General features: G+C 63.9%; 27 protein-coding genes and 2 pseudogenes. 10 read left to right on the forward strand and 19 right to left on the reverse strand.

All coding sequences use genetic code 11. The features are described from left to right. Positions 1-29 precede the first annotated feature (29 nt). Positions 30-1,583, reverse strand: coding sequence for a nitrogenase cofactor biosynthesis protein NifB (gene nifB / locus C4900_RS13565; RefSeq protein ID WP_114283249.1), 1,554 nt, complete (start codon positions 1,581-1,583; stop codon positions 30-32). Between the two features lie 476 nt (positions 1,584-2,059). Here nifB and erpA point away from each other — a divergent pair, with 476 nt between their 5' ends. Further along, complete coding sequence (erpA, locus tag C4900_RS13575) at positions 2,060-2,410, forward strand: iron-sulfur cluster insertion protein ErpA (RefSeq protein WP_114283547.1); 351 nt, start codon at positions 2,060-2,062, stop codon at positions 2,408-2,410. Between the two features lie 51 nt (positions 2,411-2,461). Here erpA and C4900_RS13580 read toward each other — a convergent pair whose 3' ends face one another. From C4900_RS13580 to iscU, 8 genes are all read right to left on the reverse strand, one after another. Then, on the reverse strand, positions 2,462-4,318 hold the full coding sequence (locus C4900_RS13580) for a putative bifunctional diguanylate cyclase/phosphodiesterase (protein ID WP_065969921.1): 1,857 nt from the start codon (positions 4,316-4,318) through the stop codon (positions 2,462-2,464). Between the two features lie 356 nt (positions 4,319-4,674). Then, positions 4,675-4,962: a ferredoxin family protein gene (locus tag C4900_RS13585; protein ID WP_065969920.1), complete on the reverse strand. Its 288-nt coding sequence runs from the start codon at positions 4,960-4,962 to the stop codon at positions 4,675-4,677. Next, a complete protein-coding gene (locus C4900_RS13590) occupies positions 4,959-6,257 on the reverse strand; it encodes an FAD-dependent monooxygenase (protein ID WP_065969918.1) in 1,299 nt (432 codons plus the stop codon). The genes C4900_RS13585 and C4900_RS13590 overlap by 4 nt, the downstream gene beginning before the upstream one ends. A 16-nt stretch (positions 6,258-6,273) precedes the next feature. Next, positions 6,274-7,371 (reverse strand): electron transfer flavoprotein subunit alpha/FixB family protein, encoded by a 1,098-nt coding sequence (locus C4900_RS13595; RefSeq protein WP_114283252.1) that lies wholly within the window; start codon positions 7,369-7,371, stop codon positions 6,274-6,276. Further along, positions 7,368-8,231, reverse strand: coding sequence for an electron transfer flavoprotein subunit beta/FixA family protein (locus tag C4900_RS13600; RefSeq protein WP_065969004.1), 864 nt, complete (start codon positions 8,229-8,231; stop codon positions 7,368-7,370). Before C4900_RS13600 ends, C4900_RS13595 begins: the two co-directional genes overlap by 4 nt. A 1-nt stretch (position 8,232) precedes the next feature. Continuing rightward, entirely contained in the window at positions 8,233-8,595 is a 363-nt protein-coding gene (gene nifW, locus C4900_RS13605; protein WP_065969003.1) for a nitrogenase-stabilizing/protective protein NifW, read from the reverse strand. Further along, the gene (gene nifV / locus C4900_RS13610; protein ID WP_065969002.1) at positions 8,592-9,737 is read right to left on the reverse strand and encodes a homocitrate synthase; all 1,146 of its coding nucleotides are present in this window, start codon (positions 9,735-9,737) and stop codon (positions 8,592-8,594) included. The genes nifW and nifV overlap by 4 nt, the downstream gene beginning before the upstream one ends. Before the next feature lie 342 nt (positions 9,738-10,079). Further along, positions 10,080-10,487: a Fe-S cluster assembly scaffold IscU gene (gene iscU, locus C4900_RS13615; protein WP_065969001.1), complete on the reverse strand. Its 408-nt coding sequence runs from the start codon at positions 10,485-10,487 to the stop codon at positions 10,080-10,082. 419 nt (positions 10,488-10,906) lie between these two features. Here iscU and nifA point away from each other — a divergent pair, with 419 nt between their 5' ends. The 3 genes from nifA to C4900_RS13630 all read left to right on the forward strand — a co-directional run bounded on the left by nifA (position 10,907) and on the right by C4900_RS13630 (position 13,794). Beyond that, entirely contained in the window at positions 10,907-12,520 is a 1,614-nt protein-coding gene (nifA, locus tag C4900_RS13620) for a nif-specific transcriptional activator NifA (protein WP_065969000.1), read from the forward strand. 211 nt (positions 12,521-12,731) lie between these two features. Continuing rightward, a complete protein-coding gene (locus tag C4900_RS13625; protein ID WP_114283253.1) occupies positions 12,732-13,337 on the forward strand; it encodes a hypothetical protein in 606 nt (201 codons plus the stop codon). Positions 13,338-13,419: 82 nt separating this feature from the next. Further along, positions 13,420-13,794 (forward strand): DUF3024 domain-containing protein, encoded by a 375-nt coding sequence (locus tag C4900_RS13630; protein ID WP_211306964.1) that lies wholly within the window; start codon positions 13,420-13,422, stop codon positions 13,792-13,794. A gap of 199 nt (positions 13,795-13,993) precedes the next feature. On the opposite strand, the gene C4900_RS13635 is transcribed toward C4900_RS13630, so the two are convergent. The 6 genes and pseudogenes from C4900_RS13635 to C4900_RS13655 all read right to left on the reverse strand — a co-directional run bounded on the left by C4900_RS13635 (position 13,994) and on the right by C4900_RS13655 (position 16,773). Then, positions 13,994-14,419, reverse strand: a complete 426-nt coding sequence (locus C4900_RS13635; RefSeq protein WP_411675232.1) for a tetratricopeptide repeat protein — start codon at positions 14,417-14,419, stop codon at positions 13,994-13,996. Between the two features lie 24 nt (positions 14,420-14,443). Then, positions 14,444-14,596, reverse strand: a pseudogene (locus C4900_RS17400) (hypothetical protein); the annotation flags it as partial. Further along, positions 14,562-15,116, reverse strand: a complete 555-nt coding sequence (locus C4900_RS13640; protein WP_411675233.1) for a tetratricopeptide repeat protein — start codon at positions 15,114-15,116, stop codon at positions 14,562-14,564. The pseudogene C4900_RS17400 and the gene C4900_RS13640, both read right to left, overlap by 35 nt. Further along, positions 15,093-15,278 (reverse strand): annotated as a pseudogene (locus tag C4900_RS17405) (tetratricopeptide repeat protein); the annotation flags it as partial. The gene C4900_RS13640 and the pseudogene C4900_RS17405, both read right to left, overlap by 24 nt. A gap of 24 nt (positions 15,279-15,302) precedes the next feature. Beyond that, positions 15,303-15,578, reverse strand: a complete 276-nt coding sequence (locus tag C4900_RS17410; RefSeq protein WP_411675225.1) for an SEL1-like repeat protein — start codon at positions 15,576-15,578, stop codon at positions 15,303-15,305. 322 nt (positions 15,579-15,900) lie between these two features. Next, positions 15,901-16,773, reverse strand: a complete 873-nt coding sequence (locus C4900_RS13655; RefSeq protein ID WP_211306965.1) for a DMT family transporter — start codon at positions 16,771-16,773, stop codon at positions 15,901-15,903. A 121-nt stretch (positions 16,774-16,894) separates the two neighbouring features. On the opposite strand from C4900_RS13655, the gene C4900_RS13660 reads away from it, so the two are divergent. The 3 genes from C4900_RS13660 (at position 16,895) to C4900_RS13670 (ending at position 20,828) form a co-directional block, all read left to right on the forward strand. Then, positions 16,895-19,276 (forward strand): putative bifunctional diguanylate cyclase/phosphodiesterase, encoded by a 2,382-nt coding sequence (locus tag C4900_RS13660; RefSeq protein ID WP_065968996.1) that lies wholly within the window; start codon positions 16,895-16,897, stop codon positions 19,274-19,276. A 40-nt stretch (positions 19,277-19,316) separates the two neighbouring features. Next, positions 19,317-20,135 carry a RibD family protein gene (locus C4900_RS13665; RefSeq protein ID WP_114283257.1) on the forward strand — a complete coding sequence of 273 codons (819 nt, stop codon included), beginning with the start codon at positions 19,317-19,319 and terminating at the stop codon, positions 20,133-20,135. A gap of 138 nt (positions 20,136-20,273) precedes the next feature. After that, positions 20,274-20,828, forward strand: coding sequence for a cupredoxin domain-containing protein (locus C4900_RS13670; protein ID WP_147267194.1), 555 nt, complete (start codon positions 20,274-20,276; stop codon positions 20,826-20,828). Here the strand turns inward: C4900_RS13670 and C4900_RS13675 are convergent. Genes C4900_RS13675 through C4900_RS13690 form a run of 4 tightly spaced genes read right to left on the reverse strand, consistent with a single transcriptional unit; the run spans position 20,791 to position 23,435 of the window. Next, entirely contained in the window at positions 20,791-21,615 is an 825-nt protein-coding gene (locus C4900_RS13675) for a hypothetical protein (RefSeq protein ID WP_114283258.1), read from the reverse strand. The two genes, C4900_RS13670 and C4900_RS13675, sit on opposite strands and share 38 nt — an antisense overlap. A gap of 12 nt (positions 21,616-21,627) precedes the next feature. Beyond that, entirely contained in the window at positions 21,628-22,764 is a 1,137-nt protein-coding gene (locus C4900_RS13680; RefSeq protein WP_065968992.1) for an NAD(P)/FAD-dependent oxidoreductase, read from the reverse strand. Positions 22,765-22,800: 36 nt separating this feature from the next. Further along, positions 22,801-23,031 carry a sulfurtransferase TusA family protein gene (locus C4900_RS13685; RefSeq protein WP_065968991.1) on the reverse strand — a complete coding sequence of 77 codons (231 nt, stop codon included), beginning with the start codon at positions 23,029-23,031 and terminating at the stop codon, positions 22,801-22,803. A gap of 14 nt (positions 23,032-23,045) precedes the next feature. Beyond that, complete coding sequence (locus C4900_RS13690; RefSeq protein WP_065968990.1) at positions 23,046-23,435, reverse strand: hypothetical protein; 390 nt, start codon at positions 23,433-23,435, stop codon at positions 23,046-23,048. Positions 23,436-23,613: 178 nt separating this feature from the next. Between C4900_RS13690 and C4900_RS13695 the strand changes: the two genes are divergently transcribed. The 3 genes from C4900_RS13695 (at position 23,614) to C4900_RS16420 (ending at position 26,059) form a co-directional block, all read left to right on the forward strand. Continuing rightward, positions 23,614-24,948, forward strand: a complete 1,335-nt coding sequence (locus C4900_RS13695) for a sigma-54 interaction domain-containing protein (protein ID WP_065968989.1) — start codon at positions 23,614-23,616, stop codon at positions 24,946-24,948. 119 nt (positions 24,949-25,067) lie between these two features. Next, positions 25,068-25,595, forward strand: coding sequence for a DinB family protein (locus tag C4900_RS13700; protein ID WP_114283259.1), 528 nt, complete (start codon positions 25,068-25,070; stop codon positions 25,593-25,595). A 215-nt stretch (positions 25,596-25,810) separates the two neighbouring features. Beyond that, positions 25,811-26,059, forward strand: a complete 249-nt coding sequence (locus tag C4900_RS16420) for an N-6 DNA methylase (protein ID WP_065968987.1) — start codon at positions 25,811-25,813, stop codon at positions 26,057-26,059. The last annotated feature ends 76 nt before the right edge of the window (positions 26,060-26,135 follow it).

The following is a 26,135-nucleotide window of genomic DNA, read 5'->3' on the forward strand; positions in this document are numbered from 1 at the left end:
TCGTGTTTTTGGTTATCGTCATGCAGGCCTCAGGCGGCGACATACGCGCCCTGGCGGATCGCCGCGTCACCTTTAAGGACAGGCGTGATCTCGCCCTTCTCGATCCGATCGATGTAGTCCTTGTAGTAGGCGATGGCGGCCGCATCTATGAACTCATAGGCGCACGCGTCAACGGGCTCTATGCCCGCCTCCTTTAAGGTCGCGCGCGGGCAGCCGCCGATCTTGGCGACAAGCACCGCCGTGCAATCATTGAGCGCGCGGATGATAGTCGGCAGGGCGTCTTCCTCGCCGTAGCCGCCCTGGCAGTACAGATCGACGCGGCGGTGGCCCACGAACTTGGCGCCCGTGGGGCTCACCTCGTAGATCTGGAACTCCTTGGCATGCCCGAAGTGTTCATTCACGCGTCCCTCGCCCTTCGTGGCCACCGCCACCAGAATCGCGATATCGGCGCCCCGGTCACGCAGACCCTCGAGTTCCGCCTCCTTGGCTGCGATCTTTTCATTTCTCTGGTCTTCCACCGCCTCCTGATAGGCGCGCCGCGCCGCGCCATCATAGGTAAGCTCCATCTCCATGACCTTTTCGGTGGTGAACTCCGACGACCGGTCCTCGCCCAACAGGCCCACGGCGTCCGCCCGGCACTGCCGGCAGTGACGCATCATGTTCATCTGGCCCTCGCAACGGTCCTGCAGGGCCTTCAGTTCCTGGGCCGTGGGACCGCGTTGCCCGGCAAGACCGAACACCGTTCCGTGCTCGGGCGCGGAGATGAGCGGCATGATGTTGTGCAGGAACGCGCCGCGCGATTTCACGGCCTTGTTGACCTCGACCAAGTGCTGATCGTTGATCCCCGGGATCATGACCGAATTGACCTTGCAGAGAATGCCCCGCTCGGTCAGCATCTCCAGGCCCTGCATCTGCCGCTCGTGGAGGATCTGGGCGGCCTCGCGTCCAGTGTGGCGCTTATGTCGGTAATAGATCCAGGGGTAGATCCGGGCGCCGACATCCGGGTCGACCATGTTGATGGTGATGGTCACATGATCGACATTCAAGTCCTTGATCCGGTCGACATAGTCAGGAAGCGCGAGCCCATTTGTGGACAGGCAGAGCTTGATGTCCGGGGCCTCGCGCGCAATGAGCTCGAAGGTCTTGAAGGTCTTTTCGGGATTGGCCAACGGATCGCCGGGGCCGGCGATGCCAAGGACGGTCATCTGCGGTATGGCGCTCGCCACGGCCAGGGTCTTGCGCGCCGCCTGCTCGGGGGTCAGGCGCTCGCTCACCACGCCCGGGCGCGACTCGTTTGCGCAGTCATACTTGCGATTGCAGTAGTTGCACTGGATGTTGCAGGCGGGCGCCACCGCCACATGCATGCGCGCATAGTGATGGTGTGCCTCTTCACTGTAACAGGGGTGATTCTTGACCTTGTCCCAGACGCCCGGGGCCATGTCCTGCGGCGCCATGGATGATCCACAGCTAGCCTTGCCGGCGCCGCCCGAGGCCCCACACCCCTTATGGTCAAGAGTGGGCGAGGCGGTTGCGTCCGTAGGGCCTTGCGGCGGCAGCGCATCCCAATTCCCTTTTGACTCCATAAAAAGGCTCCTCTGATGGTGGACGAAAACCCGGATCGCAACCGCCCCCTGTCCATGACACGGCGCGTTCGCCCCTCTCTCAGCAAACGCCATGCCAGCATCGATCAGGGCGCCCCAGGGCGCGGCAATGCGTCACTGCGCGCGGACGCCATGCGACAGGGTTGTCGCGTTAGCGACAGATTCGGACAAAAACGCCGGGATTCGTCGTTGATGCGACACGAGGTCCGTGGCCGCAGGCCGCCGCCCATCGCGCGCAAGGAATGGAGGCGAGGCGATTTCATGGCGCTCGCGCGCGCGGCCGGGACGCGGCGTGGCGCGTGGCATGGGACTTGCTTTTCATCAAGTCGCGTGCCTGGCGCAACACAAGGAGCATTCGCGCACGATGAAACCTTGGGTTGCGCCGCGCCATACGATCATCGGACGGAGGTGACATGACTCGCACGGCATTGAAGGAGATCGCGGCCCCCATAGAGGCGATGGGAATGGTCGGCGGCATCGAGGACCCCATTACGGTAAGCGCGAGCGCACTCGAAAAGATGCGCGCGCTCATGGATGAAGAAGGTCAGGGCCCGCTTTACCTGCGCATATGGGTGGGTGGTGGCGGTTGCGCCGGATTCCAATATGGCTTTTGCTTTGAGAGAACCACCGAGCCCGGGGACCGGGTCATCGAGAAAGATGGCGTCCAGGTGGTCATAGACCCGCTCAGCCTGCCGTATCTCACGGGCGTCGACATCGACTACCGGGACGATCTGAAGAGGGCGCGCTTTGTCGTGAAAAACCCGAACGCGCGCACGACCTGCGGCTGCGGTAACTCGTTTTCCGCGTAAGCCGCGACCGATAACGGATGGCCTTGCCGCTACCGCCGGCCGTGGCGCGCGTCAGCGGGCCGCGGTGCGGCGCTTTTCGTACATCCGGCACCAGCCCGGGAGATCGTCCGCGGACATGGGGCGGGCGATGGCATAGCCCTGCACGCACACACAACCGAGGCCGCGGAGGAATTCCAGGTGGCGATCGGTCTCGACCCCTTCGGCCACGACGTCCAGCCCCAGGAGATGGCCGACGTGCGCGACCGCGGAGACGATCGCGTAGTCCTTGGGGTCATGGGCCATGTCGCGGACGAAGCTCTGATCGATCTTCAGGGTTTGCGCGGGCAGCTTCTGCAGATAGGTGAGTGAAGCGGATCCGGTCCCGAAGTCGTCGAGCGCCACGCGCAGCCCGAGCGCCAGACAGGCATGCAAGATCTGATGGACGTCGGCGAGATCCCGCAAGGGCGCGGACTCGGTTATCTCGATCTCGAGCGCCGCGGGCATAAGCCGGGGGTGACGCGCAAGCGTCGCGCGCACGTCCCCGAGAAAGCCGGGATCGAGCAGGTAAGCGGCGCTCACATTGACCGAGATGCGTAACGGCAGGCCTTCGGGCGTGCGCACCTCGGCCATTATCCAGCGCTCGGCGTGCGCGGCCGCGGTCTCCAGGACATGGCGTCCGAGGGCGCGGGCCAGCGGGCCAGAATCGAGGACGCCCGCAAAGGCCCCCGGCGCCAAAAGGCCGTAGTCGTCATGCCGAAGCCGCAGCAGGGCCTCGGCGCCCACGACCGGTCCATCGATACGCACGATCGGCTGGTAATACAGGGTCATGCGATTTTCACCGAGCGCCGCCCGTACCATCTCGCGCACCTTGAGACCCTGATGGGCGGCCTCCTCGAATTCCACACTGTGGACCCGGTATTGATCACGGCCCCCGGCCTTGGCCGCATAGAGCGCGAGATCGGCATGACGCATGAGGGTATCGGCGTCGTTGTCATCGAGCGGAAACACCGTGACCCCGAGGCTTCCCGTGATGGCAAGCCCCGGCGGGGCCGACTGCGTGAGCCCGATCTCGCGCAGGACCTTCAACAGGCGCTCGCACAGGGCCTCGAGATCGTTGAGGCAGGGTATGTCGACGAACAACAGGGCAAACTCGTCGCCGCCGATCCGGGCGAGCGTGTCGCCGGGACGCAAAAACGACTGTATGGCCCGGCCGACCCGTCGCAGGAGGGCATCGCCCGCAGCATGTCCGTCCCGGTCATTGACGAGCTTGAAGCCATCGAGATCGAGCAACACCACCCCAAGGAGACGTTCCATGCGGCGCGCGTGCGCGCAGGCATGAATGAGGCGATCGAGAAACAGCGCGCGATTCGGTAATCCGGTGAGGGGATCGCGCAACGCGAGCATCCTCAGGGTGAGGGTGAGGTCACCGAGATTCATGAACGCCGAGAACGACTCGAGACCGACCCTTGTGAAGAAACCCGCCTCGCGCGCGCCCACGACGCCGATCCCCTGCGTGGGGGCCACGCCGAACGGAAATAGCACGAGCTCGCGCGCGTCGTGGCCGGGCCACAGCCACGCCGGCGTACGGGGATCAGCGGCGTGATACAAACGCACGCGCCGGGCGCGCGCGATGGCCCACAACAAGGCCACCTGGCCGCGCGTAATCCGCAGGTCCGGGGCACAGGCCCCCGCCGAGAACTCGGGGCGCAGCTCATCTGCGTGCTCATCGAGGACGACATAGTACGCGAACGTAATGGCGGGACTGGCCGCCACCAGACCCGTGCAGATGCGCCGCAGAAGCGGCCCGGCGCGGGGGCCGGCGGTAAGCGGCAGGGCCAGGACGTCGATCAAGACCTGCAGGATGGCCAGACGCTCGGCCTCGGCGGTCCTATCCCCGGAGGGCACGCACGCCTGTTCGTGTTCCGCCATATCCCCCACGTATCGCCATGATGTTCCACCCCGACCTGGTCTGCGACCCAGACCTCGCGCGCGCCCCGGCCCGCAGCCGGCCTCGTTGCGGATAATAGTGCCCCATCCCCGCGGCACGCGCGGCGTGCCGGCGGTCCGCGCCGGGGTCCGTGATCTTCCGGCAGGCGCCGCCATCGAACCTTGACCTGGGGCAAGTCCGTTAGTGTATTGCCATATACTGATTGTATAGCGGGCGGCTTTGCGCCTTCGACGGACGAGGGATGCGCGCCGCGACCGGGACGGACGGCCGCCGGCGGGCGACGCCCCGGGCGCGGGGCACCGGCCTGCAGACCGGTCAGCGACCGGCGCCCCGGACCTTAGCCGAACTTGAACAATATCCCATAACCCCCGCGCGGGTATTCCCAGCGGACGTTACGGTGTTCACCGCAGATCACACGGCAGGTCCCGCACTCCAGGCATCCATCGGTGATCAACGTCACACGCCCACCGTTGTCCTCGGCGTAGCAGCCGGCCGGACAACAATAGGTGCAGGGCTTGTCTTGGCAATGAACGGCGCAGACATCGGGGTCGGCGATCTCGATATGCGATCGTCCGGCATCCACGCGATAACGGTTTTGGAAGAGCTTCTCTTCTATGCGTATCATTCGAATGCCCTCCACAGCCTGAAGGCGTCGGCGAACAACCCAAGGGTCGTGCGCGCGCGGGTGAATTTTCTGCGGATGGAGCGCTCCTTGGTTTTCTTGTCGACACCATCGACAGTCAACAGGGTATGTGCCGCCTGGCTCACGAGATTGGGGTAGGCGGTGAAGAACTGGCGGTTCCGGTCCATGATATCCGGCACGTCCTTGTATTTTTTGAGATCCTTCATGACGAAGCTCTCATCTAGGGCCTTGCGATAGCGCGCTAGATTTTGCGCGGTCATGGTCTTGCCTTGGGCCTTCAGATCGATGACCGTCTCGGCCGCAAGCCGCCCGGTGGTCATGGCCAAGTTCGATCCCTCGCGGTGCACGGCGTTTACGAACATGCCGGCGTCGCCTACCATGAGCCATCCGTCGCCATAGACTGCGGGGATGGCCTTATATCCGCCCTCCGGGATCAGGTGCGCGGTGTACTCCTTCATCTCGCCACCCGCGAGCAGCGGCTGTATGGCGGGATGCGCCTTCATCTGCTCGAGCAGGGCATAAGGCGCGACCCCGCTCTTCTTGAAGTCCGAGAGCAGACAACCGACACCAACGGTCACCGACTCCTTGTTCGTATATAAAAACCCCGTACCCACCATGCCCTGGGTGATCTTGCCGGCCATCTCGATGACGACACCCTCGGTGCCTTTGACGTTGAAGCGCTCCTCGATGGTCGATTCCGGGAGGAAATGGATCTCCTTTACGGCCAATGCCACGTCCCTCGGCTTCAATTCCTCGTGAAACCCGGCCTTGCGTGCGAGCAGCGAGTTCACGCCATCGGCGAGGACGACGATATCGGCATAGACGGAGCCGTGCTCGCGATCGGTGCGCACCCCCACCACGCGGTGTCCGTCCATATGCAGATCGAGCACGGTGGTCTCGCATACGACCAACGCCCCGGCGTCCCGCACCTTTTGCGAAAACCAGCGATCGAATTGGGAGCGGATGATCGTGTAGCGATTATAAGGGGGCTTGCTGAAGTCCGCCGACCGGTAGGTGCCGCCGGTACAGGACTCGTCATCCAGGACCCAGACGCGCTGCTCGATGACATGGCGCTCGAGCGGTGCGTCCTCGCGGAAATCCGGGATGATCCGCTCCAGGGCATCGGCATACAGGATCGCCCCCTGGACATTCTTGGATCCCGAATACTCGCCGCGCTCGATCTGCAAGACCTTGAGACCGGCCTTGGCCATGGTATAGGCGGCGGCATTTCCAGCCGGCCCCGCACCCACGACAATGGCATCAAAATGCTCGGACATAAACCCTCCTTCGCCGTCAGCAGGCCTGCTTGCGGGCTCGTAAATGCTCTGTGAACGCCTGGGTCAGGGCCGGCAGGATGGTCATGGCGTTGCCGACGATACCGTAATGCGCGAAATCGAAGATCGGGGCGTTGGCGTCTTCGTTGATGGCAATGATCACGTCCGATTTATCCATGCCGACCCGGTGCTGCACGGCCCCCGAGATGCCCGCCGCGATATAAAGCCGCGGGCGCACGGTCTTCCCCGACTGCCCGACCTGACGGTCGGCACCGACCCAGCCGGCCTGAATGACCGGCCGGCTGGCACCCACCTCGGCACCAAGCACCCGCGCCAGGTCCTGGATGAGGCGGAAGTTCTCTTGGCGCTTCATCCCCCGCCCACCGCTCACGATAATGTCGGCGAACGGCAGATTGGCCTCGGCGGCGCGGTCATCGGGAATGAACTCCAGGACCTTGGTGATGATCGACTCTTCGAGGAAGGTCACCGGATGCTCTATGACGCGTCCCGTACGCCCCGCGTCCGCCGAGGGCATGGCCATGACGCGCGGGCGTATGGTCGCCATCTGCGGGCGGTAATTCAGCGTCACGATGGTACATAACAGGCTGCCGCCGAAGGTCGGGCGGGTGGCGGCGAGCCCGCGGTTCTCGGGATCAATCGCAAGCCCCGTGCAGTCGGCCGTGAGTCCGGTCTTCAAGGTCGTGGCCACGCTGCCGGCGAGATCGCGCCCGAGCGTGGTCGCGCCGAGCAACAGGATCTCCGGACAGTAGCGATTGACGAGCTCGGTTAGGACAGCGCTATAGGGGGCGTTGCGGTAATCCTTTAGGACGGGATGGCACGCGAGATAGCAGAGATCCGCGCCATAGTGGATCGCCTGATCGCAGAACCCGCGCACGGCGCCGTCCGGCGGACCGAGCAGCACCGCGGCGAGCTCCACCTTGAGGGCATCGGCGAGCTTGCGGCCCTCGCCCAGCAACTCCCAGGAGACTGGATGGACCTGACCGCGCTCATATTCGACGAATACCCAGACACCCTTGTAGCCGGCCAGGCGCTCGTCGAGCTTCTGGGCACGGCGCCCTGCAGGGCGCGGGGTCGGGGCGTTTGGTGTGGCTGTCATAAGGATCTCCCATCGAGCTCAAGGGAAGGGTTGATGGCGAGCGCCACGTCCGGGTGCCGGGACAAGAGCTTGGCGACCAGGGTCGCCGCCAGATCTACCGGCTGGCCGCTTTGTGTCTCGATGATCTCCGCGCGGCGATTGGTCGGGGTCGGCGCAAATACCTTGGAGACCGCGGTCGGCGAACCTTTCAGCCCGATCTTGGTGACATCCTCGATATGGGCATCGTCCTTGCTCCAGATCGTGAGCCGGTGGCGCTCCGCACGGAACATGTCGGTCAGCGAGGCAAAGCGCATCTCGTTGATGCCCTCCAGCACCGTGATGAGCGCCGGCAACCGGGTCTTCAAGACCTGCACGCCACCCTCCGACCGCCTATGCACGACGATCTCCCGGGCCGTCAGGTCGAGGGAGACGATCTTGCTCACATAGGTCAACAACTGCATGTCGAGGCGGGTGGCGATCCCCGGCCCCACCTGCGCGGTATCCCCGTCTATGGTCTGCTTGCCGGCAAACACAAGATCGACCGGCAGGCCCTGATGGACTTGGCGTATGGCCGCCGACAGGGCGTAACTCGTAGCCAAGGTATCGGCGCCGGCGAACGCGCGATCGGTCAAGAGGATCGCCTCGTCGGCGCCGAACGCCAGCGCCTTGCGCAGCGCCGCCTCGGCCTGGGGCGGCCCCATACACAACACCGTGACGCGCGCGCGGTAGCGATCCTTCAGGCGCAGCGCCTCCTCCAGGGCATAGAGATCGTAGGGGTTGACGATCGCCGGAACCCCTTGACGCATGATCGTGTTGGTGACCGGATGCACGCGGATCTGCGCGCTGTCAGGCACCTGTTTGATGCACACCAGAATATGCATATCATTCCCCCTTGGGGCGCGTGGCAAGGGCGCGCTGAATGGCCGTGACCGCGATCTGCGGCGTCGGGTCCTGAAACACCCGGAACACCTTCTCGGCCTGCGCGCTGGAGCGTGCGAAGTCGGCATGGGATTTGGCGAGCAGCGATGCGCACAGGGCGTACAGGCCCTCGCGATCGGCGGGCGGGTCATCGAGGGCGGTCGCCAGATATTGGCGAAAGCGCTTCAGGATATGGAGGCGGTTGACGTTCACGACGTGTCGGTCATAGGGCACCGCGAAGTATTCGAAAAACTCTTCGGCTGCCGACAATGCGGCCAGATCGCGAAACAGCCGCTGGCCTTCAGATCCCTGAGACCGGTCCTTCATAAGGTCGCCCCTGCAAGCCCGAGGGTTCGGGTTTGGCCAAGAAAGTCGCGCAGATCCTGATCGCTCGGCGAGGTCTTGGTGCGCATCGCGTGCGCCCGGACCAGGGTCACGATCCGGCGCGCCTGCTCGCGACTCAAGGCAATGCCGAGCTTGTCGTAGACATAGGTCACGGCCTGCGAGCCCGAGTATTTCCCAAGCACGATGCGATGCGCTCGCCCGACCTCCGCCGGATCGAATCCCTGATAGGTACGCACGTCCTTCAGAAGTCCGTCGACATGGATGCCGGCCTCGTGGGTAAACACCGCATCCCCCACCACGCTCTTCTGGGGAGGGGCCGGGCGACCCGAGGCTTGGCCGACGAGCCCCGAGATCGCCGGCAGCTGCGTCATGTCGATGCCGGTGGTCCGCCGATAGATCACGTGGAGCGCGAGCACGACCTCCTCCAGGCTGGCGTTGCCGGCGCGCTCGCCTAAGCCATTGACGGTGGTATTGACGTAGCGCGCACCGGCAAGCACCGCCGCCAGGGTGTTGGCGGTGGCCAGACCCAGATCATCGTGGGCATGCATCTCGATCGGCAGATCGGTATGGCGCACCAGCGCGCCGATGCGTTCGCGCGTGGTGAATGGATCCAGCACCCCCAGGGTGTCGGCAAACCGCAGGCGCCAGGCGCCGGCCTTCTGCGCCACCTCCGCCACGCGGCACAAAAAGTCCGGATCGGCGCGCGAGGCATCCTCGGCGCCGACCGACACCCGCATCCCCCGATCCACGGCCATGCCCACAAAGCGTGTCACGGTCTTTAGTACCCACGCGTGGCTGCGCTTTAGCTTGCGCTGAATATGAATGTCCGATACCGGTATGGACAGATGGACGAGGACGTTACCGCAAAGGCTCGCGGCGTCGAGGTCGGCGGGACACATGCGCGCCCACACCATGGGCCGGGCGCGCAGACCGAGCGCGCCGATGGCGCGGATCGTCTCGCGCTCCTCGGGACCAAGAATCGGTATACCGACCTCCATCTCGGCGATGCCGGCCTGATCCAGGGCGCAGGCGATGGCGATCTTCTCCTCGGCGCTAAAGACCACGCCCGCGGTCTGTTCGCCGTCGCGCAACGTGGTGTCATTGATGCCTACCGTAAGATCCATGGCACGATCCCTCAAAACCGTTCGCCAACCCCAATAGCAAGGGCCATGCCAATGCCGGGAGGTTTGGAAACCGCAGCGCCAATAGGGTTCGCACCGCGATAGACGACACGATGTGGGCTTTGCGACCAGTATGTTTGTCGGTAACCCGACAGCAGGGAGGCGAAATGGCGCTGCCAATCCCGCTAACAGACGAGACCGCGAGCGCCGACCCTGCGGCCGGGGTCGGGATGGGGGCTGGCTTCGACTAGCTGTAAAGAATGCGGGCTCGGCACGACCGTGAGAGCGGCGCATGCGCGCCGCCCATGGCCCGGGGGGCTAGAGACAGGCGGCGAGCGGCCGCCCTTAGGCGGCGCGATCGGTGTCGGGTGAGAGCGCGTGCTTGGCGCGATAGTCCGCGACCGCCGCGCGTATGGCATCCTCGGCCAAGACCGAGCAGTGGATCTTGACCGGCGGCAACGCCAGTTCATCGGCTATCGCCTGGTTTTTGATCGCTAGGGCCTGCGCCAAGGTGCGCCCCTTCAGCCACTCGGTGGTAAGCGAGCTGGCAGCGATCGCGCTTCCACAGCCATAGGTCTTGAACCGGGCCTCGGTAATGACACCGCCATCGTCCACGCGAATCTGCAGGCGCATGACGTCCCCGCAGGCCGGCGCCCCGACCATGCCGGTCCCGACGGCATCATCATCCTTGTCGAATCCGCCGACATTGCGGGGATTTTCGTAATGATCGAGCACCTTGTCGCCATAACTCATAGCCCTTACCTCCGATATGCGATATAGGGATCGCGCGCGTGGCCGGATCCGGTGGGGCATGCGGAACGGCGGCGATCGCCGCGCCCGGTGCCACAATGCCGCCCGCAGGCCCCGTCCCGAATTAGCAAGTCCCATGCCATCCAAAAGACCAGGCCCCGCCCCGATGCGCCTGTCCGGTACGCGACGATACCCATACAAAATGTCTGTGTTTGTCGCATAACCGACAATCCTCCCGGGGGCGCGACCGGGTCGGCCGGGGCCGCCGATCGGCGTGCGTGCCCGCCGCAGGCGCGCGCAAACGCCTTTGATGCAGGCAACAACAAGACCTATCGACGTATCGTGCAAACGGTACGTAAATTGCCTGATGTGGCGCTAGAATGAGAAACAAGGGGTACCCGATGCATGATAGGGGCAGTGTCATGACCAAGCGGCCAGAGGCCAACGCCACAACACAAGTGCTTGCCATGTACGAGATCAGCAAGGCCCTCAACTCCTGCGCCGACCTGGCGAAGAACCTGCGGGCCACCCTCGAAATCCTGGCGTCCTATCTGCACATGCAGCGTGGCATGGTGGCGCTTGTGCAAGACGACGGGGCCCTGCAGACCGTGAGCGCGCACGGCCTGAGCCGCCAGGAGAAAGACCGCGGACGCTACCTGAAGGGCGAGGGCATCATCGGGCGGGTACTGAAGACCGGTCTGCCCATGGTCATACCGGACGTGGCCGATGAGCCGTTATTCTTGAATCGCACGCAATCACGGGATCTGGGCGAAGGGGACGCGATCGCGTTCATTGGCGTGCCGATCAAGATGGGCCGCGACACGATCGGGGTATTGAGCGTGGACCGCGAGACCGATGCCTCCCAGCGATCTACGCGCTTCGAGCAGGACGTGCGCTTTCTGAAGATGGTCGCGATTCTGATCGGGCACGCCGTAAAGCAAAGCCGCGTGATCGCCGCGGAACGCGCCGCACTGCTGTCCGAAAAACAACGCCTTGAGACCGCCTTGAAGGGGCGCTACAGCATCGACAATGTGATCGGCCACGGCAAACGCATGCAGGAGGTGTTCGCGGAGGTCCACAAGGTGGCGCCGGGGCGCGCCACCGTGCTTTTGCGCGGCGAATCCGGGACCGGAAAGGAGATGATCGCGCGCGCCATCCATTACCTGAGCCCGCGCAAGGATAAGGCCTTCGTGCGCGTCAATTGCGCGGCACTCACCGAGACCCTGCTCGAATCCGAGCTCTTCGGCCACGAAAAAGGCGCCTTCACCGGCGCCTCCCAGGAGCGCAAGGGGCGCTTTGAGTCCGCACATGGCGGCACGCTCTTCCTGGATGAGATCGGCGAGATCTCGCCGGCCTTCCAGACGAAGCTCTTGCGCGTACTCCAGGAGCGCGAATTCGAACGGGTCGGCGGAAACAAGTCGATCCGGGTCGACGTGCGCCTGATATGCGCCACCAACCGCGACCTGGAGGCGGCGGTCACCGACGGCACATTCCGCGAAGACCTCTACTACCGCATCAATGTCGTGGCGATCTTTCTGCCGCCCTTGCGCGAACGCCACGAGGATATCCCGTTTCTCGTCGAGCATTGTCTCGACAAATTCAACCGCGAGAACGGCCGGCAGGTGCGCATGGCACCCGAGGCGATGCGCATCCTCTTGCAATGCAATTGGACCGGCAATGTGCGCGAACTCGAAAACTGCGTGGAGCGCTCCGCGACCATGGCGCAGGGCGATGTCATCGAGCTCCCGGACCTTTCCTGCCAGCAAGGAAAGTGCTTTTCAGGGGTCCTGCAGGAGGGCTGGGCGGCGAAAGGCGGTACGCAGCACCCCCTATCGCGCATGGACACGCGACCCGGGGTATCCGCGGCGGGCAACGCGCACGCCCCGCCGCCGGCGAGTTCCGAGCGCGAACGCCTGATCTGGGCCCTCGAGCAGTGCGGATGGGTGCAGGCGAAGGCCGCACGCCTTCTCAACCTTACTCCGCGGCAGGTCGGCTACGCCCTGAAGAAGCACGCCATCCCCCTGCGCCGCCTGTAGTTGCCCGATGCCGGATCCGTCGACCCACCCCGTAAGCCCTGTCGTGACACCAACAGGTCACGGGCAAGAAGGCCGCCGGGCATCGCCTTGTGGTACGGTAATTGCTTGGTATAAAGCCCGCGGCCGCAAAGGCGGGCGGTTCAGCGGGCATTGCAACAAGACCGCCTGCGCGCGGAGCAGACTTATGACGACCGACCGACGAGACGGCCGGATGACAGGCGATGCCGATCGGCACGAGGAGTGCGCGCGCTGCGGCATCCGCCAATGGCCGTGGCCGGCGCGATGTCGTCCCGGATCCATGTGCCCATTTGCGCAGAGCACCTTCGGGATCCATCGCTTCTTTCGTCGTAACCCCTTGTTCGGGACCCGTTGCGCCACCCCTGAATGGCCCGCAGGCATCCGTCGGGCCGCGGCCGCTCGCGCCCACCCCTATTACGCCCCCGAACTGCTCTACGACCCGGACCGGCATATACGCCGCCAGGCGATCAAGCGCGCGCCGCTCGATCATATCGCGCCGCTCCGCGAGGACGCCGACGCGAGCGTGCGCGCCGCAGTCGCGCGCCGACTCTTCGGCAGCGACCTTATCATCATGATGGACGACTCAGATATCATCGTCCGGCGCATCGTGGTCTCGCGTGTCACGGCGCACATGCTGCCGCTTATGCTCGGCGATGCGGACCCCCACATCCGGCGGGTCCTGGCGCGACGCATAGATGCATCCTGGCTCATGGTCCTCGCCGAAGACCCGATTGCCGACGTACGCGCGATCGTGGCCCACCGGCTGCAATGGGCCGTGCCGGCTTCGCGCCCGGATTAGGTCATGTGCGTGTCCGCCCTCTCCGCCCGGCCGCGCGCAACGGCGAGCCGGTCCCCATGGACCGCCGATCGGGACGCTCGCCGTGAATGACACCCACGACGACACCAAGGCCCCCATGGATGATCCGGCAGCGCCGCCCATCCACCCCAACGATGTCGATCGGCGGCGCATCCTGCGCCTGCTGAAGAACCGGCGTCGCTACCGCTATGTTACACCTACCGTCCTCCCCGGCCCCGAGGGCTACATCGTGCGCAGTCCCTGCTGCTCACGCACGGTCGACAGCGCAGGCGGTGTCATAGATGTCGCCTGGTTGCGTTTTCGCAGCGGTCATAACGTCTGGCATCTCTACCGGCGCGACCACATCACCGACGCATGGGTGATCCAAAGCGCCCAGCCAAGCCTCATCGAGGCCGTCGCCGAACTGAACGACGACCCCGCGCGCGTGTACTGGACATGAGATGGCGCATCGCCCCTGTACCGCCGCCCCTTCGCGGTGGCGGATGAAACACGCGCCCAATCGCCGCGCGCACACGGGTTATCAGGCCTGAGGCGGACGCGCAAGGGCGCCGACCGGTCAGGGTAGGCAATGGCGGTCCGGCCAGACACCGCAACCGTTGTTTTGCGGCTTCGCAAAAGCGCGGCTCCGTCATCGCGCCCTACTTCGTGCCGTGATGCCTCGCCCACCACTGTTTTGCCAGCGTCTGCGCTTGGGCGACCTGTGCGGGGGCAGCGACTCGCTCTAATATATGAAGCGCTTGAGCCGCCGCCGCTAATCCACCCGCCTTCGCAAGGATAAGCCACTTGAGCGCCGAGGTGTCGTCCTGCGGGACGCCAAGTCCCTGTAAGTAAGCCAAGCCGAGGTTACTTTCCGCATAGATATACCCTTGCGCGGCGGCCCTGCGATACCAGTAAACGGCTTTGACGTAGTTTTTCAAAACGCCATGCCTATTCGCGTATAGGGAACCAAGCGCGGTTTCCCCGGCAGAAATTCCTTGCGCCGCGGCCTTCTTATACCAGTAGACAGCTTTAGCGTAGTCCTGCGAAACCCCACGGCCGGTAGCGTAGTCACTACCCAAATCGATTTCCGCATAAGGATCTCCCTGTACCGCGCCCTGGCGGTACCACGCAGCGGCCCTGGTATAGCTCTGCGCCACACCTTCCCCGGCGGTGTACTGAAAACCGAGGTTGGTTTCGGCACCAGCGTCCCCTTGCAGCGCGGCCTTCTTATACCAGTAGAAGGCTTTCGCGTAGTCCTGCGGGACGCCGAGGCCGTTGCCGTAGAGGAAACCGAGGTTGTTTTCCGCATCGACGGAGCCCCCCTACGGCGGCCTTTCTATACCAGTAAATGGCCTTAATGTCATTTCGCGATATGCCTAGACCCTTGGCGCGGCGCACACCCAGATCATATTCAGCCTGGACGTCCCCTTGCGCTGCCGCCTTGTGCCACCAAGCAGCAGCTTTTGTATAACTCTGCGAAACACCCTTGCCGCTGGCATAGAAGGAACCGACGGAGGCTTCCGCGGCGGCACTCCCCTGCGCCGCGGCCTTGCGATACCAGTAAATGGCCCTGATGTCGTTTCGCGGGACACCTAGGCCCTGAGTGTAGAGGCTAGCGAGATTATTTTCCGCATTGACGCAGCCTTGCCCGGCGGCCTTTCGTTCCCAGTAAATGGCCTTCGCATAGTCCTGTGGAACACCGAGTCCGTGGGCGTAGGCTCCAGCGATATTATTTTCCGCATTGGCGTAGCCTTGCGCGGCAGCTTTTCGATACCAGTAAATAGCCTTTAGGAAATCTTGCCGGACGCCAAGACCATCGTCGTACATTACAGCCAGATCAAATTCCGCATGGGCATCCCCTTGCGCTGCCGCCTTGCGCCACCAAGCAGCGGCTTTGGTGTAACTCTGCGGAATACCTCGGCCACTGGCATAGAGGGCACCGAGGAAGCGTTCGGCGACGAGGTTACCTTACACCGCGGCCTTCTGATACCAGTAAGCGGCTTTGGCGTAGTCCAGCGGAACACCCTTACCGTTGACGTAGAGAATACCGAGGATAGTGTCCGCGGTGGGATTGTCAGAATGAGCGAAGTCCCGCAGCACATGAAGGGCGTGTTGGTTTCCCGCGGCGGCCTTGTGTGCTAGAGCCAGGATACGCCCAGCGGACGGCGCACGGGCCGCGTGGGAAGATACGGCCGGGGCAAAGACGAATATCGCGACCATTAAAAGACCACGACGCCAAACCATGGATCACAGACCTCAAGTGTTCGTTGCAAAAACTATATCACGTGGACGATATGCGCCTTACTCCACGCATCCTGCGCTGCGTACCTCCAAGCGCTGAATGTCAGGCGAAAGTCGGCCTACCGATCCCCTTGCGTATTCTAGTCATCGTGATCACCGGTTCTTGTCTAAGCGTGATAGTGTCCCTATCGCGATGAGGATCCCCCTGTTGCAGAGCTGATGGCGCAACTCTGGTGCGAATCGGTCAATCGCGATGCTTTGACTAGCCCCGCATGATGATGCAAGACATAGGGGATGGGGAGACACAATAGGGATCGAGGGGCCCTCAACGCACCGGATCAGTGGCGCCTGCTGCGCTCGGCGCCTGGTTTACGAGCCAGATGCCGGCGGCGATTCCGAGCGCGCCCGCGGCCACATGCCAACCGACGGGCTGGTCCAGGAGCAGCCAGCCGGATAACACACCAAATACCGGAGCAAGAAAGAGATAGGCGCTCACGCGCGCCGGGTCGTTTCGGTGCAGCACATAAAACCAGGCGCCGAACTGCACGATCGAGGCCATAACCACAAGCCATGCGAGGATCGCCGCCGAAGCGGCATTCCAGCGGAAATCGGGCACCTCGAAGACCGCGCCCAGTGCCAGCAGGACCAGCCCACCCGTGAGCATCTGATAGGCAGTCAGCACCCATAGGTCCGCGAACCCCTGCCAGCGTTTCATGAGGAGCGTAGCGGCCGCCCAGAAGATCGCCGACGAAAGCGCCAGGGGCACACCTGGCCTCAATACAAAGCCCCCGCCGACCGCCACTGCGAGGCCGGTGAACCCCACGACCACGCCCGCCCATTGCCGCGCGCGATACCGATAGCGGAGCAGCACAGACCCGCCGACGACCACAATCAGGGGATTGGCAAAGGTGAGGATGGCCGACTCGCCGGCAGGGATCGTCTTTAGGCTCACGAAGATCGTGCCCATGACGCCCGCGGTCTGAAGGAGGCCTATGGTGACCACCCGCCCACGGTCGCTCCATCGGGCCAGTGGCCGGCGTTTGCGTGCAAACCCGGCGAGCAGCGCGCCGGCCAGGGTGAATCGCAGCCCCGCCAGGAAAAGCGGGGGGGCGTAACGCAGTCCCATTTGTCCGATGGCAAAAGACGAGCCCATGAGCGCGGTCGCCACCAAAAGCCAGACGATATCGCGTGCGCGCACCCGGACTCCCCATAAAACGGCGCATCATACCGCGTGTGCGACCTCGTTCAAATGGACCGGGCTGGAAGGCCGAGGTTTCCGGGACACCCTTCTCCTATACTCACGACCCATGACTAGGCGGATGGATGAGATATTCCACGTCGTCGTACTCATGGATCCGGACGATTGCGGGCGCAAGCTGGCCCCCTACCTCAGGACACCGGGGGCACGCATAATCCGCAAAAGCATCGCGCCGAACGGAATACGCAGGGAGGCCGCGCTCTTTACCGTATCGCGCTCAGCCTCCCAGGTCGCCCGCAAGGGCCGGCGCGCACCGGCACCGGCCATGTCGGTACGCCGTCGGGCGCAGGCGGTATTGAGGGCCCTTCCGGCACTCATCACCGACCTGCTCGGCACCGAAGGGCAAGAGCGGATGGTGACGCGCGCAACTGCGGCCCTTCTGCGCTTTCCCGGGATATATGCGGCGCGCATCGTGCTGTACAAGGAATACCGGACCGCTCCACGGCGCGAAGGCTTCGCGAGCGTCGAGGACCCATACCGCCTTGGGCGATTTCGCAACGCCCGCCGGCACCCGCCATTGCCGATCGCACCCGGCCTTCGGCACGCCGCCCTGTCTTTATTCGATAACAGCCATCCAATCGGCTTTGTCGATCTCGCGGTAAGCTCGGACGCGCTCCTGCCGCCCACGCGCGGTGCACTGCTCGCCGCGGGGCGCAGCATAACGAGTGCCGTCGAACGGGAACGTTCGCGCACGCATATGCGCCGACTACACTTTCTGCACGCGCGCCGTACAGCGGAGCTGTCCGCCGAGATCGCCGAACGAAGACGCACGGAGCAGAAACTGCTGCGCTTCATGATTGCCATCGAGCAATCGGGAGACTCGGTATTCATAACCGACACCAAGGGCGTCATCCGTTATGTAAACAAGGCCTTTGAAACGATTACGGGCTACACCCGCGAGGAGGCGATAGACTGTACGCCGCGCATCCTGCGCTCCGGCCGCCATACTCGCGCGTTTTACGACAATATGTGGCATACGATACGTTCCGGGTCCGTGTATCGCGACATGTTCATAAACCGTCGGAAGGATGGCTCACTCTACTACGAACAGGCGACGATCACGCCGTTGCGCGACGAAAGCGGCGCCATAGCCTATTTCGTATCGACCGGAAAAGATATGACCGAACATATCGCCACCGAGGAGCGCATAAACTATCTTGCGCACCACGATCCACTGACTAATCTTCCCACACGCGCGCTGCTGTCCGAGCGCATCGACGCGGCCATCGTCCAAGACGAGTACGGAAACCGCTCTCTGGCCGTCCTGTTGTTCGATCTCGACCGGTTTCAGCGCGTGAACGACACCTTTGGCCCGCTTGTTGGCGATCGTATCGTCCAGGAATTCGCCGAACGCCTGCGCGCCGTCCTTGGCAGAAAGGCCTTCGTCGCGCGTCTCGGGGGCGACGAGTTCGCGGCGCTGCTCGCGCCCATGAGATCCGTCCAGGAAGCGAGCATATTCGCAGACCATCTGGCAGCTTTGGTGAGCGAGCCGTTCAACGTGAGCGGTCATGAGTTTTTCTTGACGGTGAGCATCGGCGTGAGCCTCGCCCCCACAGACGGCGCCGATGCCGAGACGCTTCTTAAAAATGCCGGCAGCGCCCTGGATCGCGCGAAGTTGCGCGGCGGCAACGCCCACGAATTCTACACTGCCGACATGAACGCCAAGGCGCTCGAGCGGTTGACCCTGGAGAGCCGGCTGCGCCGCGCGCTGGAACGCGACGAATTGCGGCTTTTCTATCAGCCGCAGAAGGACATGGTGAGTGGGCGGATCGTGGGTGCCGAAGCACTGATGCGCTGGCAGCAGCCGGATGGCGCGCTCGTAAGCCCGGCGGGTTTCATACCATTGTTGGAAGAGACCGGCCTTATCGTGCCGGCGGGAGAATGGGCCCTACAGGCGGCGCTCGCCCAGATGGAGGCCTGGCGGGCGCAAGGGCTGTGTGACATGCGCGTGTCTGTGAATATCTCCGCGCGCCAGTTTCGTGATCGCGCCCTACTCGCGGTGCTGGCCGACATTCTCGGGCGCTGGCCGCACAGCGAGGGCCTGCTGGAACTGGAGCTCACGGAGTCCGTCCTCATGGAGAACGCCCAGGGGGCGGTCGATATGCTGGAGGCCTTGAGCGACATGGGCATAAGGCTTGCGGTCGATGACTTCGGGACCGGCTACTCGTCTTTGAGTTACCTCAAGCGCTTCCCCTTGAACGCACTTAAGATCGACCAATCGTTCGTAGCCGACCTCACGCGCCATACCGACGGCGGTGCCATCACTCGCGCCATCATCACGCTGGGCCACGAATTGGGGCTCGACATCATCGCCGAGGGCGTCGAGACCGAGGACCAGATGAGCTTCCTGCGCCGCCAACACTGCGACTTGGTGCAGGGCTACCTGGTGGCGCACCCGCTGTCTGGGCCGGCGGTCGCGGAATTGTTGCGCGCCCAGACTTAGGTCGCGCGCCTTGGTGTCAATCATCGCTTACCGTGGGCCCATGCCCATACTGACGCTGTACCCAGGCGCCCCGCAAAGACGCGAGCTTGCGGGCCTGTACCTCGATGACGTGCCGGCAGATGTCGGGCACCCCTTCATCTATGCCAACTTTCTCGCGAGCCTCGATGGCCGCATCGCGCTACGCGACGGCAATGGACACAAAGGCGTCCCCGCGACGATCGCCAACGACCTGGATTGGCGCCTGTACACGGAGTTGCTGGTGCAGGCCGACGCCGTACTCACCACGGGTCCCCAGGCCCGGGCGATCGCCACAGGCGCGTTCAAAGATATGATGATCACCGCGCACGAGCGCTATCCGGACCTCCGCGACTACCGCCGCGCGCGCGGCCTGAGCGCGCACCCCGTGTGCGTCGTCGTGACCTCGCGACCCCATGATTTGGCGGGAGGGGCGCTCAAGTCCGCGCATCCGGGCACCATTGTGGCCATAACCCCCACCAAGGCAAGGGATGAGGTGCAGGCGGCGCGCGCGGCAGGGCTTCAAGTCATCGTAGTCGATGAGGCGCTCACCGTGACGGGCAAGGATCTTTGGCGGGTGCTCGATGAACGCGGGCTGCGGCGCGTGTACATGACGGGCGGCCCGCGGCTCTTCCACAGCTTATTGGTAGACCGGGTAGTTGATCGACTTTACCTCACCACCGCCTGCCGTCTCCTGGGGGGCGAAGAGGATATGGAAACGCTGGTGCGGGGATCGGTCTTACCGCTGCCGGTCGAGGCGCGACTGCGCCGTCTCGCGCTCGATGCCGTGGGGCCGCCGCAACAACTGTTTGCGAGCTACGAGCTGGCTCGTATTGACCGGTAGAGCGGGAGTTCATAAGATCGAGTATCAGTTCTACCTGCGGCATTTATGAGCGTGCGTCCCTTACCCATCTTTGCCTTCCTGATGTGTGCCACCCCCGCCAGTTTCGCCACGATCCTAGGTCGTGCGGAAAGGACCGCGATGCCCATGGTGATGGCCCGCGACACGATACCGGTCGTGGGTCCGACCATCCCCTGGGCGCAAGGGCGGATCGCATGGCAGTCCTCGCGCAAGGCAGGCGAGCGTCGCGGACCCGATGCCGTCATGTTTCCCGGCAAGAGGGTCGTGATCACGGTGGTGGCCAACGCCCCGCGCCATCCGGACATGAGCTTCGAGACCGGGGGTCTCACAAACCCCACGGTATGCGTGTCGCAAGGGGCGCATGTGACCCTAAAGGTCATCAATATGGACTATGGTCCAGGTATGGTCCATGGCCTCGTCATCACTTCGGCCAAACCCCCCTACCCACTCCAGATCGGGCGGCACCCGCCCCACATGCTGGCTCGTATCGCGGCATTGGCGCCGCGCTCGAGCAGCCGGCTACACGCCGCCCGCTATGCCGAAGCGACCGTGCATTTCGTTGCGCGGCGCCCAGGCCAATATTACTACGTCTGCCCCATCCCGGGGCACGCTTTGGCGTTTCATATGTATGGGCGCTTTATCGTGAAGCGGGCGCCGATGCCCCCTCGACCTTGAGGGCACGCCGCGCATAGAGCAAAAGCGCCTGCAAGACCCTCTGGTTGTCGGCATCCTTAAAGAGTGCCCACAGTCCGCCAAGTCCGCCGCCCGGACGCGGCGCGCTGGCAAGCTCCCCCTGCAATCGTTCGGCGCCCTCCGCGAGATCCGACAGGATGCCGCTCGCCGTAACGCGCTCGAAGAGATCGAGCAACGCCGGCAGGGCCTTCAGGACCCGATCGACGAGCGCGGGTGTCACGCGTTCCTCCAGGCGCTCCCATATGCGCGCGTAACGGCCATCATCGGCGCGCGTGACATGATCCAGAATGGTCATGGTGCGACTCGCGAGACCGGCAAGGCGCGTTACGAGGTCGTCAGTCATGGCATCCTCGGCCGCGCCCACCAGTCGCGCCAGTCGCACCAGTCGCGCCAGGTCGCCGGAGGCCGTAAGCTCGCCTACAATCGGCAAGACCTCAGAGATGCGATGGCGCTGCAGATCGTCCAGGACATCGAGCCCCTGGCTTGCCGCCTGGGCGAGCCGCCCCACCATCTCGTCGGTCAAGGTGTCCTCGGCCGCGCCCACCAGTCGCGCCAGACGCGCCAGTCGCGCCAGGTCGCCGGAGGCCGTAAGCTCGCCTACAATCGGCAAGACCTCAGAGATACGATAGCGCTGCAGATCGTCCAGGACATCGAGCCCCTGGCTTGCCGCCTGGACGAGCCGCCCCACCATCTCGTCGGTCAGCGTCTCGAATCCGGCCTCGGCCAGGATGGCCGCCGCATCCCCCGCGTTCGCATTATCGATTGACATGGTAATCGCTCCTTACAGCAGGCCGCGCACGCTGTTCCAGTACAAGCGATTGTAGGCAAGCTTGAACCAGTGGATGGCGCGCGACGGCGGCCGGGGCTGGGGCGGATTCTTGTAGTCGAACGACGCATAAGTAGCGCGGTCCTTGCCGGCCTCGATAAAGCAAAAGACCTTGCCTTCGTAAGAGCGCATGGCCCCGCCCTGGGTGGCAAGCCGGGCGAGATTCTCCCCCAGCACCTCGGCCTCGTAATGCGCCGTGGAGCCAGCCTTGCTGATCGGCAGGTTCGTGGTGTCGCCAAGCACGAACACGTTTTCCCGGCCCTCCATGGCGAGCGTCGCGCGATTGGTGGGTATCCATCCCGCGGTGCCGAGCTTGTTCTGCTCTATGACCTCCATGCCCTTGTGGGGCGGGACTGCGATCAAGAGATCGAATTCCACCACACTCCCCTCTTCGCTATGCACGCGCTTCTGGACCCCGTCGACCTCCTTGGCGTTGAACAGCGTCTCGTAGCGCACGCCCATGCGATCGAATTCCGGGGCCGCCCACTTGGCGACGTTCTCCAGGGAATGGATACGGCCTATGGGGTAGGTATAGGTAAAGCTCACCTTGTCGAGCAGGTCGCGGTCCTTGAAATAGTCGTACATCATGAAGGTGAGTTCGAGCGGTACCATGGGGCACTTGTGCGGAACCCCGGTGACGATGGCGATCCGTCCGCCCTCAAAGGTCCTCAGGGCCTCGGCGGTCTTTACGGCCGCATCCTCGGTGTACACATGGTGGGCGCTTTCCATGAGACCGGGGACAGAGGCCAGTACCGGGCGCGATCCCGTGCAGATCGCGAGATAGTCATAGCCGTAGGTTTTTCCGCTCTTGGCCTTGACCTCATTATGATCGAGATCGAAGGACTCCACCGGATCGACATGGAAGTGTATCGCCGGGTCGAGCAAGGTCTCTTGATCGACATAAAGCTCAGACGGGGCCATCTTGCCAAACGCGACATAGAGCAGGCCGGGCTGATACATGTGGCGGGCGCTCGCCGACAGCAGGGTTACAGACGCGCGCGCGCTGTCGATCTCTTGACGAAGCCTGCGCGCAAGATTGTTCGCAAGGATCGTACCGCCCGTCCCGCCGCCCACTATGAGTATTCTTTTCATGAGTTTATCACTCCTCCCGCCTTCGGCATGAAGATGTTATTTAGTCTTGCGAACGCGCAGGTGGTAGACACCGCCCTCCTCGGAACTGGATACCAGCGTGTGGCCGACCTTTTTGATCCACTCGGGGATATCCTCGGCCGAGCCCCGATCCGTGGACAGGACCTCGAGCTCCTCGCCTATGGTCGCCGTCTTCATCGCGGCAATCAATTCCATGAGAGGCCCGGGACAAAAGCTTCCGCGGGCATCGACGATTCTGACTTCACTCATTTCTTCCCTTCCCCTCAGAAAGTAAGGACATGGCTGCCTTCCAGTTCGCTCAGAAACTTGGTGAGACCGGTGGGTTTTTCCAGATAAGGGACGAGGTCGGCCGGGCCCAGGGACAGGACGTCCAGGGCCATGGAACATGGGTAGACCCGGGCCGATCCGAGATCGACGGCCTGCGCAAAAAGGTCGAGAAAGCGGGGCGCGTTGCGGGCCCTGAGGGCATGCCCGACCTCGCCTTCCGCGGGGGCCTCGGGGGCCCCTTCCCGGCGGAAATACGGCAGGGCGTTCATGGATACGAAGATACCGACGTCGGTCCCGCCGGCGGAGGCCACGGCCGCGGTCATGGCGGCCATTTGCAGCTTCTCCCGAGTTCCCGAGGTCAGGATGATGCGGATGCTGTCGGACATGAGACTCCTGTTGAGGTCGCGGACGAATCACGACGCGGCGGTGGCGTCGCCCCCCTTGTAGCAATAGCCATGCCGTGCGCGCCTTGTAGATGGCCACACATCGAACACAATATATCGGGGTCCAGCAGCGCCCCATGGGCACTTGACATGACACAGGTGGCAGTGTTGTCATGACGACATGTCAAAGCTGTCAGCCTCCCGCGTCCACGAATCCGTGCAGTCCCTGATCGACATGCACGAACACCCGGCCGTACTCATCGACCGCGCCTACCGTATCGTCGCCGCCAACCGCGCCTACCGCACGACCTATGGGGTGAAGAGCGAGCAACTGATCGGCCGCCATTGCTATGAGATCTCACATCATCGCGACTCACCCTGCCATCTGCATGGTGAGGATTGCCCCCATCAACAGGTATTTGCGCGCGGCGAGATCCAACGCGTCGTGCACACCCACTTCGATGGCAAGGGCCGCCCCGAATATGTCGGGATCAAGGGGCATCCGGTGGTACTCCCGGACGGCGAGATCTACCTGGGGGAATCGATCCAGAGGCTCGCTCCGCCAGAGGCCATGAACTGCGAGGAGATGCGCATGGTGGGGCGTTCGCGTCCCTTGCTGCATGCGATCGATCAATTGAGCCAGGCCGCGGCCAGCCCGGCACCGGTCCTGCTCGCCGGGGAGAGCGGGGTCGGCAAGGAACTCGCCGCCCGCTACCTGCATGACCACAGCCCACGCCGGGGCGGCCCATTCGTGGCCATCGACTGCACGACGCTCCCCGAAAGCCTGTTCGAGAGCGAGATGTTCGGACACGAAGCCGGCGCGTTCACGGGTTGCGTAGGGCGTAAGGCCGGGCTCTTCGAGGATGCGCGAAACGGCACGCTGTTCTTAGACGAGATCGGCGAGATCCCGCTTGCCATGCAAGCCAAGCTGCTGCGGGTCCTGGAGAGCGGGACATTCCGGCGCGTCGGGGGACGCGAGGCGCTGCATGCCGATATCCGGCTCGTGGCGGCCACCAACAGGGACCTCAGGAACGCCGTTGCTACCGGCCGGTTCCGCGAAGACCTCTATTACCGTATCGCGTGCATCACCATCGCCCTGCCGTCGCTGCGCGAACGCCGCGCGGATATCCCGCTGCTGGTCGAGGCCCTGCTCGCGCGCATCAATGCCGCCAACGGCCGTCACGCGCGATTGAGCGAGGCGGCCTGGACGCGCCTCATGCGGCACGACTTCCCGGGCAATGTTCGCGAGTTGCGCAACGTCCTCCAGCGCGCGGTCGCGCTCTGCCATGGGCAGATCATAGAGCCCGGGGACCTCGGTCTCGAGGAGGCGGACGCCGATACCGGCGCGCCAGTGGCCCCCAACTGGGGGGGTCTGGAGCGCGAACAGCTCGAGGCCCTCGCCGAACGCTACCATGGCAAGCGCCGGGCGATGGCCGATGCCTTAGGCATAAGCGAACGCACGCTCTACCGGCGCCTGCGCCGGCATGGCTTTGCGGCCCCACGAACGGGGACATGAGCCGGCCCTCGAAAAGGCCTGCAAGCCGCCGTTCGACCCGCCTGTAATCGCGCCTACGGGCCCATAATAGACATTTGGCAGTGGAGCGGCCTGCTCCCGGACACATCCACGGAGGTTTTATGACGGAACTGGAACGTTTTCGGTCGCTGTTCAATCAACAGGTTCTGCACACCTTCGACTATCTCCGCACCGTGGGCGAGCCCCAATGGCAGGGGATCCCGAGTGATTCGGAGGCCCTCTATCTTGGGTCACGCATCAACAAGATCACCATCGCCGCGCTGTCGCGCCACCTGGCGACGGCCGAGTCGCACTGGATCAGTCAGCTGCCCTCGCTCCCCGCGAACGGGACCATGCCGATGCCGGAAAAAGACCCGGTGGTCGAGGCGGTGAAGACCGTCCCGAGCTTCATCGATGTCTATGAGAAACGCCACCAAAAGAACATGGAACGACTCGCGATGCTCGGCGCCGCCGATCTCGACAAGCGGCTCGTGTTCGCCGGCCGCCACTACACAGGAATGGGTCTCCTGTGGTCCATTCTCGGTCACCACGCCTACCATCTCGGTCAAATGGATCTCCTGATGCGTCAACAGGGCGTGGAGGCGCCGGAATACATGGAGTGGCGGGAAAAGGAGCGGGTCGTGGGCTAATCCGTACCGCCGGCATCGGCGAGCACCGCCGATGCCTCAGGCTGATAACCCACGAAAATTGACGATGCCCGACGGCGCCAACCCATGCGTCGCGCCAAGCGGCAGACCGAGCACGGCGCGCAGATGATTCTCGAACTGACTCGACCGCTGCCGCACTGTCGGCGAGATCACCGCCGGCAAGGGGCTGGGCCTGTCTGCAGCATACCCTGGCGTGCGTGGACGACAGCCGCGCCGCCACCGTGCTCAACACGGGCAGCGTGACGCGCGGCCCGGGCTCGACGAACGAGGACGAGGAGCGCAACATCTGCAAGCGGTTCGTCGATCGCGGCCTGGCCGACGGCGTCATGCTACTGCCGGAGAACCTCTTCTACAACACTACGGCCGCCAGCGTCATCGCCGTGCTCTCCAGGCGCAAGCCCGCCGCCCGCAACGAGCGGATCATGCTTCTCAACGCCAGCAAGTGATTCAAGAAGGGGCCGCCGAAGAACTACCTGCCTGGGGAGGACATCCGACCGCTGGCGGCGATGTATCTCAAGAGGG

The sequence above is a fragment of the Acidiferrobacter thiooxydans genome (assembly GCF_003333315.1).
In the GTDB taxonomy this organism is placed as follows: Bacteria; Pseudomonadota; Gammaproteobacteria; order Acidiferrobacterales; family Acidiferrobacteraceae; genus Acidiferrobacter; species Acidiferrobacter thiooxydans.